This is a genomic window from Mycobacterium parmense (assembly GCF_010730575.1).
Taxonomy (GTDB): Bacteria; Actinomycetota; Actinomycetes; order Mycobacteriales; family Mycobacteriaceae; genus Mycobacterium; species Mycobacterium parmense.
In genome coordinates this window covers 4,372,522-4,384,202 of the sequence record NZ_AP022614.1, presented here as the reverse complement: position 1 = coordinate 4,384,202, position 11,681 = coordinate 4,372,522, and the positions used below count along the sequence as shown (strand labels likewise).

Annotated in this window: 14 protein-coding genes; 11 read left to right on the top strand and 3 right to left on the bottom strand. The window is 69.5% G+C overall.

Going from position 1 to position 11,681, the window contains the following annotated elements; all coding sequences use genetic code 11:
• The first annotated feature begins 95 nt into the window (after nucleotides 1-95).
• On the top strand, nucleotides 96-917 hold the full coding sequence (locus G6N48_RS20210; protein WP_085270798.1) for a DUF2470 domain-containing protein: 822 nt from the start codon (nucleotides 96-98) through the stop codon (nucleotides 915-917).
• Between the two features lie 33 nt (nucleotides 918-950).
• Nucleotides 951-2,132, top strand: a complete 1,182-nt coding sequence (locus tag G6N48_RS27955; protein ID WP_085270797.1) for an LCP family protein — start codon at nucleotides 951-953, stop codon at nucleotides 2,130-2,132.
• A 5-nt stretch (nucleotides 2,133-2,137) separates the two neighbouring features.
• Here G6N48_RS27955 and G6N48_RS20195 read toward each other — a convergent pair whose 3' ends face one another.
• Both G6N48_RS20195 and G6N48_RS20190 read right to left on the bottom strand, forming a co-directional pair.
• Complete coding sequence (locus G6N48_RS20195) at nucleotides 2,138-2,962, bottom strand: glycerophosphodiester phosphodiesterase (RefSeq protein WP_085270796.1); 825 nt, start codon at nucleotides 2,960-2,962, stop codon at nucleotides 2,138-2,140.
• A 5-nt stretch (nucleotides 2,963-2,967) separates the two neighbouring features.
• The gene (locus tag G6N48_RS20190) at nucleotides 2,968-4,041 is read right to left on the bottom strand and encodes a DUF4328 domain-containing protein (RefSeq protein WP_085270795.1); all 1,074 of its coding nucleotides are present in this window, start codon (nucleotides 4,039-4,041) and stop codon (nucleotides 2,968-2,970) included.
• 434 nt (nucleotides 4,042-4,475) lie between these two features.
• Here G6N48_RS20190 and G6N48_RS27745 point away from each other — a divergent pair, with 434 nt between their 5' ends.
• The 9 genes from G6N48_RS27745 to rraA all read left to right on the top strand — a co-directional run bounded on the left by G6N48_RS27745 (nucleotide 4,476) and on the right by rraA (nucleotide 10,179).
• The gene (locus G6N48_RS27745) at nucleotides 4,476-4,631 is read left to right on the top strand and encodes a hypothetical protein (protein ID WP_169718454.1); all 156 of its coding nucleotides are present in this window, start codon (nucleotides 4,476-4,478) and stop codon (nucleotides 4,629-4,631) included.
• A gap of 160 nt (nucleotides 4,632-4,791) precedes the next feature.
• Nucleotides 4,792-5,415 carry a superoxide dismutase gene (locus G6N48_RS20185; protein WP_085270794.1) on the top strand — a complete coding sequence of 208 codons (624 nt, stop codon included), beginning with the start codon at nucleotides 4,792-4,794 and terminating at the stop codon, nucleotides 5,413-5,415.
• Nucleotides 5,416-5,604: 189 nt separating this feature from the next.
• A complete protein-coding gene (locus tag G6N48_RS20180; protein WP_085270793.1) occupies nucleotides 5,605-6,138 on the top strand; it encodes a peptidase in 534 nt (177 codons plus the stop codon).
• A 634-nt stretch (nucleotides 6,139-6,772) separates the two neighbouring features.
• Nucleotides 6,773-7,171, top strand: a complete 399-nt coding sequence (locus G6N48_RS20175; RefSeq protein ID WP_085270886.1) for a transcriptional regulator — start codon at nucleotides 6,773-6,775, stop codon at nucleotides 7,169-7,171.
• Nucleotides 7,172-7,308: 137 nt separating this feature from the next.
• On the top strand, nucleotides 7,309-7,965 hold the full coding sequence (locus G6N48_RS20170) for a DUF6474 family protein (RefSeq protein ID WP_085270792.1): 657 nt from the start codon (nucleotides 7,309-7,311) through the stop codon (nucleotides 7,963-7,965).
• Nucleotides 7,966-7,991: 26 nt separating this feature from the next.
• Nucleotides 7,992-8,669, top strand: a complete 678-nt coding sequence (locus G6N48_RS20165) for a YcnI family protein (RefSeq protein ID WP_085270791.1) — start codon at nucleotides 7,992-7,994, stop codon at nucleotides 8,667-8,669.
• The gene (locus G6N48_RS20160; RefSeq protein WP_085270790.1) at nucleotides 8,666-9,172 is read left to right on the top strand and encodes a copper resistance CopC family protein; all 507 of its coding nucleotides are present in this window, start codon (nucleotides 8,666-8,668) and stop codon (nucleotides 9,170-9,172) included. The genes G6N48_RS20165 and G6N48_RS20160 overlap by 4 nt, the downstream gene beginning before the upstream one ends.
• 93 nt (nucleotides 9,173-9,265) lie before the next feature.
• Entirely contained in the window at nucleotides 9,266-9,697 is a 432-nt protein-coding gene (locus G6N48_RS28700; protein WP_085270789.1) for an Rv3852 family protein, read from the top strand.
• Nucleotides 9,694-10,179 carry a ribonuclease E activity regulator RraA gene (rraA, locus tag G6N48_RS20150; RefSeq protein ID WP_085270788.1) on the top strand — a complete coding sequence of 162 codons (486 nt, stop codon included), beginning with the start codon at nucleotides 9,694-9,696 and terminating at the stop codon, nucleotides 10,177-10,179. Before G6N48_RS28700 ends, rraA begins: the two co-directional genes overlap by 4 nt.
• 1 nt (nucleotide 10,180) lies before the next feature.
• On the opposite strand, the gene G6N48_RS20145 is transcribed toward rraA, so the two are convergent.
• Entirely contained in the window at nucleotides 10,181-11,650 is a 1,470-nt protein-coding gene (locus tag G6N48_RS20145) for a flavin-containing monooxygenase (protein ID WP_085270787.1), read from the bottom strand.
• Between the last annotated feature and the right edge of the window lie 31 nt (nucleotides 11,651-11,681).

Sequence of the window (11,681 nt, the reverse complement as noted above, 5' to 3'; positions counted from 1 at the left end):
CCCCCAACCCTAACGGCGTGCGGCGACGCGTCGGGCCTTGCGGCGACGCCCAGCGGTGAGTTAACTTAGCCTTACCTAATTTTCCGGAGGACGTTATGACGCTGACCTGCCCCGCCCCGACGACCGCAGAACGCATTCGCAGCGCCTGCGCTCGCGCCGGCGGTGCGCTGCTGGCCGTCGAGCCCCGGGACGTGATGGCGTCCGGCGGCGCGGCGGCGATCTGTGTCCCCCTGCATCACCTGCTGCCCGACGGATCCTTCGCCGTCGCGGTCCCCGCCGACGGCGAGCGTTTGGCCCGCCACCCACTCTGCGGCACCCAGGCCCTTCTCGAGCTCATCGACTACGCCCCGCTTCCCGTGCGCGAGCCGGTCCGCTCGCTGGTGTGGGTGCGTGGGCAGCTACGGCAGGTCCCGCCGGAGGCGGTGACCGCGACGCTCGACCTCATCGCCTGCGCCGATCCCAATCCGGTTCTGCTGCAGGTCGTGACGCCCAGGTCGGCGCCGCCCGACCCCACCGATCCGACCGGGGACCGGTATGCGCTGCTGCGGCTCGAGATCGCTTCGGTGGTGGTCACCGACGCCGTCGGTGCCGAGCCGGTGACCGTCGCCGAGCTGCTGGCGGCCCGGCCCGACCCGTTCTGCGAGGTCGAGTCCGACCTGCTGCGGCATCTGGACAGCGCGCACAACGACGTCGTCACCCGGCTCGCGTCGAGGCTCCCGGCGGGAGTGCGGCGCGGTCGGGTCCGCCTCCTGGGGCTCGACCGTTACGGCATGCGGTTCCGCATCGAACGCCATGAGGGCGACCACGACGTCCGGCTGCCCTTCCACCGCCCGGTCGACGACATGACGAGTCTGCGGCAGGCCATCCGCGTGCTGATGGGGTGCCCGTTCGTCAACGGCCTGCGCGCCCGTCGCTAGCCCGCCGCCAGCCACTGCCCTAAGTTATGGCCGGTGAACGGCGACCGCACACCGCAGGGGCGACGGCCACGGCGCCCGGCCCCGCCGGCCGTCACACCCCTCGAGCCGTCGCAGGTGATCGGCCGTAGGCCAGGGGCGGCGCCGCACGATCGGACCATTCCGCCGGCCCGGCCGTCCCCGGCGCCCGCGCCGCGACCACGTCCCCCCGCGCCGCCTCGTGCCCTCGCGCCGCCACGTCCCCCCGCGCCGAAGGCCCGCCGCAAGCGCCGGTGGGGACGGATCGCGGCGGCCGGCCTGCTGATCGGCTCGCTGCTCGCCGGCGCCGGCATCGTCGGCGGGGCCGTCTGGTTCGACGGGCGTCTGCACCGCGAGCAGGCCCTGACCGGCTATCCCGACCGGCCGGCACCCGGCCGCGGCACGAACTGGCTGCTCGTCGGCTCGGACAGCCGCGAAGGCCTGACCGCCGAGCAACAGCAGGAGCTGGCCACAGGAGGCGACATCGGCAGCAGTCGCACCGACACCATCGTCGTGGTGCACGTGCCGCAGCCCTGGTCCGACAACCCCGCGAGCGTGGTGTCCCTGCCCCGTGACTCCTACGTGCCCATCCCCGGGCACGGTCGGGACAAGATCAACGCCGCGTTCGCGATCGGGGGTGCGCAGTTGCTCACCCAAACCGTCGAGCAGGCCACCGGGCTGCGGCTCGACCATTACGCCGAGATCGGGTTCGGCGGATTCGCCGGGCTGGTCGACGCGCTCGGCGGCGTGACCATGTGCCCCGCCGAACCCATCGACGACCCGCTGGCCGGCATCGACCTGCCGGCCGGTTGCCAGACCCTGGACGGCCGCAGCGCGCTCGGCTACGTGAGGTCGCGGGACACACCGCGGGCCGACCTGGACCGGATGGTCAACCAGCGGCTGTTCCTGTCCGCGCTGCTGCGCCGCGCCGCCGACCCCGCGGTGTGGCGCAACCCGTGGCGCTGGTACTCGGTGCCGCGCGCGGTCGCCGACGCCCTGACCGTCGACCTGGGCTGCCACGTCTGGGACCTGGCGCTGCTTTTCCGGGCGCTGCACGGATCCACCGTCGCCATGACCGTGCCGATCGGGGAATTCACCAGCGGCGACGCCGGGTCGGTGGTGGTGTGGCAGCACGACGAGGCCCGCCGGTTGTTCGACGCCCTGGCATCCGATGCGCCCGTGCCGGCCTCGCCGGGTTGAACGCGTCAGCCGTGGCCTTCGCCGGCGCGCCCGTTCTGCAGGTACGCCTTGGTGCGACCCGGGTGGTGGGTGGCCAGCCAGGCCACCCCGACATCCCGGCAGAAGTCGAGGTCCTCGTACTCGTCGACGTTCCAGCAATAGACCGCCCTGCCCTGGGCTATGGAGCGGTCGGCCAGCTGCGGGTATTCCTTCAGCGTCGCCAGCGACGGGCCGACGGCCGTGGCGCCGATCGCCGTGGCCGCGCCGCTGGTCAGATAGCGGGCCGTCTTGCCGAGCAGCACCGTCGGCAGCATCGGGGCGGCTCGCCGGATTCGCCAGACGGCGGCGGCCGAGAACGACATCACCACCGCGCGCGACCGGTCGGCAGAGGCGGGCGAGGCGATGCCGTAGCGGTGCAGCAGCGCCAGAAGTTTGGTTTCCACCAGGGAGCCGTACCGCACGGGATGCTTCGTCTCGATGAACAGCTTCACCGGCCGGTTCCAGTCGAGGACCAGCGTGACCAGGTCGTCGAGCGTCAGCAGGCTGGTGTCGCCGTGGGTGCCGTCGGCGCGCCAACTGTCGTGCCACGCCCCGTATTCCAGCTCGCGCAGTTGTGCGAGCGTCATGGTGCTGACCAGGCCGGCGCCGGTCGAGGTCCGGTCCAGCCGGCGGTCGTGCACGCAGACCAGGTGGCCGTCACGGGTCAGGCGGACGTCGCATTCGACGCCGTCGGCGCCCTCTTTGAGGGCGAGGTCATAGGCGGCGAGCGTGTGTTCGGGCCGCGCGGCCGAGGCGCCGCGGTGGGCAACGACAAAGGGATGCCCGGCGAGCACATCGTCGGCCCACGTCATATCCCCTATGCTGCCGGTTCCCGGCCCTCCAACTCAACCGGGGCGGCCGAAGCGTGCGGCGCGGTCGCGTCCGCGTCCGGCGTGTCATCCGCGCCGACGACCACCCAGCGGTGTGCCGGCCGTTCGACCGGTTTGCGCTCGAACCCTTCGAAGACCCTGGCGACCGCAGCCACCGTGACGGCCGCGAGCAGGTAGGCGAAGACCATCGCGACGGTGTTGTTGGCGATGCCCTGTGCATCCGTGGCGAAGCTGGTGAACATGGCGAAGATCGACACCGCATAGCTGCAGACCCACGCGACCCACCAGTGCGCGATCGGTTTGCGGATCCGCTCGTAGTGCTCCTCCACCGTCGCCAACTCGATGACGAACACGGGCGCCCACAACAGGTTGGCCAGCGGCACCAGGCAACCGGCCCACAACGCCCGCACGGAGCGCGGCTCGGGCAGCCCGTGCTGGGAGAACACGGCGGCCCGCCGCGCGATCAGCCATCTGATCAGGACGACGGCGCAGGCGGTGACGGCCCCGATCGCGACCACGCCGGCCAGCACGCCGAGCCAGGTTGCGGCGATGGCGACGACCGAGTTCAGTAACGAATTGCGGTTGACGACCAACAGCGCGTACCGGACGGCGTAGACGAGCGCGACGATCCCGAGCACCAACGTGGTCAGAAACAGGATGGTGCGGACGAGGTCGGCCGACGGTCCCCGGCGCGCGGGTGTTCCGGACGGCGTCGATGACGGTTCGACGCGGTCGGACAGGCCCCAGCGCGGCATCACCGCGTAGCGCGGCGTGGGCCCGCGGAAGCGGCGCCCACGCCGGGCGGGCGGAGCGGCGCCCGGGCGCACCGCGATCCAGCGGTAGCCCGGCGGCAATCGCGGCGGCGTGCGCTGCCACCCGGGCGGCCTCGCCTGCGGCGCGGATCCGGCCGTGCTCCACGGCCGGCCGGCCGGCGACACGCCCGCCATGTCCGCCACATCCATGGACGGCGCCATCAGCGCTCCGCGGCAGCGTGGGCACCATTCGCGCCGCCGCTCGCGAACGTTCCACCGAGTGCCGCATTGGGAGCACACCTGGATCACCGGACCAGACTAGCGGCGCGACGGCGGGGGGCCGCGGGGACGAGCCCGCAACATTTTTAGCCACTCACAGCTATCCACAGTTTCCACAGGTTTATCCACATGCGGTTGTTGGGTAAGGATCACATAACTACAGCCTCTGAGGGCTTACCGGGCGCGACTGTGGATAACGTCTCGCCCGCATTGCTTTGCCATCGACACCCGCAACCGCTCCCCGAGCGAAATTCGCCGCCGGATTTGGGCCGCCCGCCGAACCCCGCGGATGCCGACCATCGCCCCGGCTCACCGGAGTCCCGGCTGATGTGGCTCGCCGAACCCCAGTTCAGGGCGTCGTTTTCCATCGCGCCCGCAAAGCGTTATGATCGCGGTCACGTAAGGTCGTTTGTGACTCACCTCACTGCAAGGCGGGGTGGGGGGGTGTGGGTGAAAGGCAACTGATGGCTACGCACTCGTTCGGCCCGGGTTCGCCGGGACCCTCGAAGTCGTATACCGGCTCGCCCGCCTGGAACCACAGCTATAGCGTCGCGGCCTTGCGGGCCGGCCTGATCGCTCTCGTGCTGCTGGCGGTTCTCGCGCTCATCGTCTTGTCCTGATCTCCCGTCTTGGAATCACGCGAAACGGGTACCCGAAGCACCTGTTCGGAGCGGTCATTCTTGCGGTGCGGGCGGTCATGGAGCAGGGTTGATTATGGCTGGCCGCCGCGTGGCAGCCCCGCGTGAATGAGCCGAGACGATTATCGACGAAAGGAATGTTGTGGCTGTATACACCCTGCCGGACTTGGACTGGGACTACGGAGCCCTGGAACCGCACATCTCCGGGCAGATCAACGAACTTCACCACGACAAGCACCACGCCACCTATGTCAAGGGCGCGAACGACGCGCTGGAAAAGCTCGAGGAGTTGCGGGCCAAAGAGGACTTCGGCGCGGTCCTGCTCTACGAGAAGAACCTGGCGTTCAACCTTGCCGGCCACGTGAACCACACCATTTGGTGGAAGAACCTCTCCCCCGACGGCGGCGACAAGCCGACCGGTGAGCTCGCCGCGGCCATCGACGAGGCCTTCGGGTCGTTCGACAAGTTCCGGGGACAGTTCCACGCGGCCGCCACCACCGTTCAGGGATCGGGATGGGCCGCGCTGGGTTGGGACACGCTGGGCAACAAGCTGCTCATCTTCCAGGTGTACGACCACCAGACCAACTTCCCGCTGGGCATCGTCCCGCTGCTGCTGCTCGACATGTGGGAGCACGCGTTCTACCTGCAGTACAAGAACGTCAAGGTCGATTTCGCGAAGGCGTTCTGGAACGTGGTGAACTGGGCGGACGTCCAGGACCGCTACGCAGCCGCGACGTCGAAGACCAAGGGATTGATCGCCGGCTGACCGTTGCTTGATCAACAGAGGCGCCGCGCGGATTGCGCGGCGCCTCTGGCTTTCTTCGGACGTCGCGATTTTTGTTTCACCGGCCTGACTGGCCGTGTCGGGTTGCACGGCGCCGAACCCGCAGGCATCCTTAAGTATTCGAGCTACCAGTGTGGTTAATCGGATGGAGGCGTCGCGCGGAGGTCGAAAATGGAGACTGGCTCGGAACGGCCAATAGGGGTTTCCCCCTTCCATTCTCGTGGTGCCCTGAAAGGGTTCGTCATCTCCGGGCGTTGGCCTGACTCGACGAAGGAGTGGGCCCAACTGCTGATGGTGGCCGTCCGGGTCGCTTCGCTACCCGGGTTGCTCTCCACCACAACGGTATTCGGCGCGCGCGAGGAGTTGCCCGACGAACCCGAGCCGGGCACCGTCGGCCTTGTGCTGGCCGAGGGCACCGTGTTCGGTGAATCTGCAATCCAGCCAGGGTATTTCGCGGAGCATCAGCCGCCCGCGTTGCTGATGCTGCATCCGCCGTCGGAAACCACGCCCTCCCTGCCCGAATGCACCGGCGCGGCTTCGGGCTGCGTGCTGCTGCCGGGGCTGCCGTACCTGGGGCTCGAGCACCGGGCGGCGTGGGTGGAGGCCGAAGCCGACGGCACCATCACCTCCATGGTCAGCCGGGTGGGTGTCGATCCGATCAGCCACCCGGACACGGCGATCCTCGCCATGCTCCTCGCGGCCTAGCGGCGCCGGCCGCACGCGCTCGAGCCGCCCCGGGACGCCGGCGAACCGTGTCGGCGTTTCGGATTGTGGATGCCTGGGCGTCGGCGCAGCCACCGCCCCCGGGTGGCCGTCGCGGCGATGGGTGCGCCGCAAACTTCGTCCGCGACGGCGCAGCGGACCGCCGCTCAGCGGGCGACCTCCGCGCATTCGCTACCATGAGCCCCATACACCGGCAAGTCCGGCGGCCCCCGCAGGCGGGTCCGGCGTCGCCGTCGGCATGGGGGAAGTGTTCGTTCAGTGGATATAATCGGCAGTTACAGCAAATCGGCGTTTTTGCGGGCGCGCATTGCTGGACGATCCCCTGGACACGGCTCCAGCGCTTTCCCCCGCCCCGCGCAGGCCGCGATCTCGCCAACCGTCCGCCACGTCGCCGGCTTCCCGTTTTCTGCGTATAACCTGTGAGTTTCGCCAATAAAGTGGACACGCCAGCGAATTGGTTGGACCCTCGAAGGGTGGGGAAACTGCGTGCGTCAGCTAAGTCTGCGTGGCGACCATCCGGGTTTGCACCTGGTGGGTGAAACATACCCCCGGTACCATGAACAGCAAATATGCCCAGGCAATAGTTCACTTCTAGAGCCCAGTGGAGGTCACTTCGATGAGCACGACGTTCGCTGCCCGCCTGAATCGCCTATTCGACACGGTGTATCCGCCGGGGCGCGGGCCGCACACCTCTGCCGAAGTCATCGCGGCGCTCAAGTCGGAGGGCATCACGATGTCGGCCCCGTACCTGTCCCAGCTACGCTCGGGCAACCGCACGAATCCTTCGGCGGCAACCATGGCCGCCCTGGCCAATTTCTTCCGCATCAAGCCGGCCTACTTCACCGACGACGAGTACTACGAGAAACTCGACAAGGAGTTGGCGTTCGTCGCCTCGATGCGTGACGACAGTGTCCGCCGTCTGGCGCTGCGCGCCTCCGAGTTGTCCCACGAGGCCCTGCAGGACGTCCTGGCGCGCGTGGACGAACTCCGCCGCGCGGAGCACCTCGACGCATAGGCCCCCAACGTAGGAAAGGCGCAGCCCCACCTGACGGATTGCCCCCGGTCCATTCCCATTAGGGTTGGCTCACGGATCGCGCACACGCGAGAGCGATAGACAACGTAGCCAGCGAGATGACCGGGAGGCGGCCGCGAATGGCCCTGTTCCGTAAGCGAAAGAGTCGCGCGACGCGTCGCGCCGAGGCCCGTGCGATCAGGGCCCGCGCGAAACTCGAGGCCAAACTGTCGGCCAAGAACGAAGTCCGTCGGTTCAAGCACGAACGGCGTGCCGCGGAAAAGGCCCTCAAGGCGCAGATCAAATCCCAGCGCGACAGCGACCGGAACGCGTTGAAAGTCGCCGAGGCCGAGCTCAAGGCGGTCCGCGAAGGCAAATTGCTGTCGCCGACACGCATCCGCCGGGCGATGACGGTATCCCGGCTCCTCGCGCCGATTCTCACGCCGGTCATCTACCGGGCCGCCGTGTCCGCCCGCGCGCTCATCGACCAGCGCCGCGCCGACCGGCTGGGGATTCCGCTTGCCCAGATCGGCCAGTTCTCCGGGCACGGCGCCGAGCTGTCGGCCCGGATCGCCGGGGCCGAGAAGTCATTGCGGATGGTGGCCGACAGGAAGCCGAAGGACGCCGAGACCAGACAGTTCGCCGCCGCCATCACCGAACGGCTCACCGACCTGTCGGCGGCGGTCACCGCCGCCGAGAACATGCCGAGCGCGCGGCGTCGCTCCGCGCACGCCGCGATCGCTTCCCAACTCGACGGCATCGAGGCGGACCTGATGGCCCGGCTCGGGCTGAGTTGACTTCGCACGCACGACGGCAGCCCGGCATGTCACCGCGCGGCAGACTGATCTCCCCGGCCTGGGCCGCGGTCGCGGCCGGTGCCTTGATCGTCGGCTCCGCAGCGGGTGCGCCCGCGGCATGGGCGCACGTCCACGCCAGCAGCGACAACGCAGTGCGCGGGGCCACCGCGGTCGTGACCTTCCAAGTCCCCAACGAATCGAACAAGGGCGCCGCGACCACCGCACTGACGGTCGCGCTGCCCAATGTGGCCTCCGCGCGCACCGAGACCATGCCGGGGTGGACCGCCACGCTGGACCGCGACGCAGCGGCCGGCACCGTCCGCTCGGTTACGTGGAAGGCCGCGCCCAACGGGGGGATCGGAGTGGACCAATTCGCGTTGTTCCGCCTGTCGGTGACGTTGCCCGACGCCGACACGGTGAGCTTCCCGACCACCCAGACCTACGCCGACGGGACGGTCGTGAAGTGGGACCAGCCGCCGCTGCCCGGCGGCGGCGAGCCGGAGAACCCGGTGCCCACGCTCGCCCTCGCGGCGGGGCCGCCGGCATCGCATGACCACCAGCCGTCCTCGGCGCCGGCGGGCGACCGCGCCGCCACCACGCCACGGCCCGCCAGCTCGGACAACACCGCACGGTTGCTCGGCGGCGCGGCGCTGGTGCTGGGGGCTCTGGCGGTGGCTGTCGCGTTGATCCGCCGGCGGGCATGAAGCGTTGCGCGCTCGTCGCGTGGGTCTGCGCCGCCCTGCTCTGCGTCGCGGCGCTGCTCGCACCACCGGCGTGCGCCCACGCCACCCGGGTGTCCACCGATCCCGGCGACGACGCGATGCTCGCCGCCGGGCCCGCCCGGGTGAGCGCGACGTTCAACGAGCAGCTGCAGACAACGTTCGCGGCCATGACGGTCGTGGGGCCCGACGGAAACCTGTGGTCCACCGGGCAGCCGAGCGTGCAGGGGGCGGTCGTCGCGATCGGCCTGCGTCCGCTGGGACCGGCCGGCGCCTACACGGTGAACTACCGGGTGACGTCCGCCGACGGGCATGTGGTGTCGGGGTCCTGGTCGTTTCGGCTGACGGTGCCCGGCACGGGCACGCCCGGACCTCCGGCGAGCGGCACCGGCACCGGGCGCACGAGCATCCCGGTCTGGCCCTTCGTGGCCGTGGCGGCTGTGCTCGTCGCGGCGGGCGCGGTCTGGGCGGCGCGGCGCAGACCGTGACCGCTCGCCGAGGCCCCACCGCGTGTCCTGGCATGATGGGACCGACGACCCGGTGCGCTAGGACGCGTGAGAAGGCTCAAGAGGAGCGGCCGCATGGCAGACCCGCAGGACCAACCCAACAGCGAACCCGACGGCACCCCGACGCCGCCGGAGCACACGCCCCCTGCCAAGGCGGCGAAGAAGGCCGCCAAGGCGCCCGCCAAGAAAGCCCCGGCCAAGAAGGCGGTGGCCAAGAAGGCCCCGGCCAAGAAAGCGCCCGCCAAGAAGGCACCGCCGCCCCCGCCGGCCCCCGGACCCGCGGAGCGGCCACTGGCCCCCCAGCAGCGCGTCGAGACCAACGGCGACCTGACGGCTGCAGCCAAAGATGCTGCGGCGCAAGCGAAGTCAACCGTCGAAGCCGCTGAGAACCCCCTGCCCGTCGACGTGCCGGCCGCGGCGCTGGGCCCGTCCCGGGCTCCATGGCTCGTCGCCTTGGCCGTCAGCCTCCTGGCCGTCCTGCTCATCCGGCAGCTTCGGCGCCGGTGACCGTGTCGTTCCAGCCGACGGCCGACCTCGTCGACAGCATCGGGCCCGACGTCCGCAGCTGCGACCTGCAATTCCGCCAGTTCGGCGGCCGCACCCAATTCGCCGGGCCGATCAGCACCGTGCGCTGCTTTGAGGACAACGCGCTGCTGAAGTCCGTGCTCTCGCAGCCCGGCGCGGGCGGCGTACTCGTCATCGACGGGGGCGGTTCGCTGCACTCGGCGCTGGTCGGAGAAGTCATCGCCGAACTCGCGCGCTCCAACGGCTGGGCCGGGCTGGTCATCAACGGCGCCGTCCGCGACGCGGCCGCGCTGCGCGGCATCGACATCGGCATCAAGGCGCTGGGAACCAATCCCCGCAAGAGCACCAAGACCGGGGACGGCGAGCGCGACGTCGAGGTCACGCTGGGCGGGGTGACGTTCTCACCAGGCGAGATCGCCCACAGCGACGACGACGGGATCGTCGTCGTCGCGGCGCAGCCCTGACTCAAACCCCTACGGGTGCACGCTTTTTCGCGAACAGCAGGCCTTCGTCGTCGACACGGCCGTGCCTGATGGTGCGCATGTCGAAGAGGTAATTCTGCTTCAACCGCCACGGCGCGCGCGAGCCGGACTTGGGCAGCAGGTGCATCGAGCGCTGGAAGTAGCCGGGGCTGAAGTCCATGAACGGCAGCTCGTCGACGGAGTCATCCGGGTGCTGCGGCTCCACGAAGTCGAATCCCTTGGCGTCCATGTGATTCAGCAGCCGGCACACGAACTCGGAGACCAGGTCGGCCTTCAGCGTCCAGGACGCGTTCGTGTACCCGAAGGTGATGGCGAAGTTCGGCACGCCGGAGAACATGCAGCCCTTGTAGGTCATCAGCGACGTGAGGTCCATGGGCTCGCCGTTGCGGGACGGCACCAGGCCGCCGAGCAGCTGCATGTTCAATCCCGTTGCGGTGACGATGATGTCAGCCCGCAACTCCTCACCCGAGACGAGCCTGATCCCCGTGGCGGTGAACCGGTCGATGGTGTCGGTGACGACGTCGGCCTTGCCGTGCCGGATGGTGCGGAAGAAGTCGCCGTCCGGCGCCAGACACAACCGCTGGTCCCAGACGTTGTAGTGCGGGCCGAAGTGCTTCTCGACGTCGTAGCCCTCGGGCAGGCGCCGGCGGGCCATCGTCATCAGGGTCTTGCGCATGTAGGCGGGGGCCTTGCGCGACAGCTGGTACTGAAAAGTGCTGAACGCGATCGCCTTCCAGCGGTTCGCCACGTGCGCCAAGCGCTCGGGCAGCAGCCGGTTGGCACGCTCGGCGAACGGGTCGACCCCCGGCAGCGAGCCGATGTAGGTGGGCGAGCGCTGCAGCATCGTCACGTGGCCGGACCCCGAGTTCACCAGGGCCGGGATCAGGGTGATGGCGGTGGCGCCGGACCCGATCACGACGATCTTCTTGCCCTGGTAGTCGAGGTCGTCGGGCCAGTGCTGCGGGTGCACGATCGTGCCTTTGAAGTCCTGCGACCCGGCGAAGGCGGGTGAATAGCCTTCGTCGTAGTTGTAATAGCCGCTGCAGGCGAACAAGAACGAGCAGGTGAGCTCCGAGCTCCGGCCGTCGCTTTCCACGGTCAGGGTCCAGCGGTTGTCAGCGTCGGACCAGTCGGCGGCCACCACCCGCTGGCGGTAGCGGATGTGGCTGTCGATGCCGTTCTCGACCGCGGTCTCCCTGATGTAGGCCTTGATCGACGCGCCGTCGGCGATCGACTTCGCCGAGCGCCACGGCTTGAACCGGAACCCGAGGGTGAACATGTCCGAGTCGGACCGGATGCCGGGGTACTTGAACAGATCCCACGTGCCGCCCAGGTCGTCCCGTCGTTCCAGGATCGCGTAGGTCTTGGACGGGCACCGCTGCTGCAGGTGCCAGGCGGCGCTGACGCCCGAGATGCCAGCGCCGATGATGACCACGTCAAGGTGCTCAGCCATAGGGTCACGCTATCAACGCCGTGTCGAAGTA

Coding starts and splice junctions, on each gene's coding strand:
- G6N48_RS20175 (WP_085270886.1), top strand. CDS start 6,773: ATGAGCACGACGTTCGCTGCCCGCCTGAATCGCCTATTCGACACGGTG.
- G6N48_RS20195 (WP_085270796.1), bottom strand. CDS start 2,962: ATGACGTGGGCCGACGATGTGCTCGCCGGGCATCCCTTTGTCGTTGCC.
- G6N48_RS20170 (WP_085270792.1), top strand. CDS start 7,309: ATGGCCCTGTTCCGTAAGCGAAAGAGTCGCGCGACGCGTCGCGCCGAG.
- G6N48_RS27745 (WP_169718454.1), top strand. CDS start 4,476: ATGGCTACGCACTCGTTCGGCCCGGGTTCGCCGGGACCCTCGAAGTCG.
- G6N48_RS20210 (WP_085270798.1), top strand. CDS start 96: ATGACGCTGACCTGCCCCGCCCCGACGACCGCAGAACGCATTCGCAGC.
- G6N48_RS20160 (WP_085270790.1), top strand. CDS start 8,666: ATGAAGCGTTGCGCGCTCGTCGCGTGGGTCTGCGCCGCCCTGCTCTGC.
- G6N48_RS28700 (WP_085270789.1), top strand. CDS start 9,266: ATGGCAGACCCGCAGGACCAACCCAACAGCGAACCCGACGGCACCCCG.
- G6N48_RS20145 (WP_085270787.1), bottom strand. CDS start 11,650: ATGGCTGAGCACCTTGACGTGGTCATCATCGGCGCTGGCATCTCGGGC.
- G6N48_RS20180 (WP_085270793.1), top strand. CDS start 5,605: ATGGAGACTGGCTCGGAACGGCCAATAGGGGTTTCCCCCTTCCATTCT.
- G6N48_RS20165 (WP_085270791.1), top strand. CDS start 7,992: ATGTCACCGCGCGGCAGACTGATCTCCCCGGCCTGGGCCGCGGTCGCG.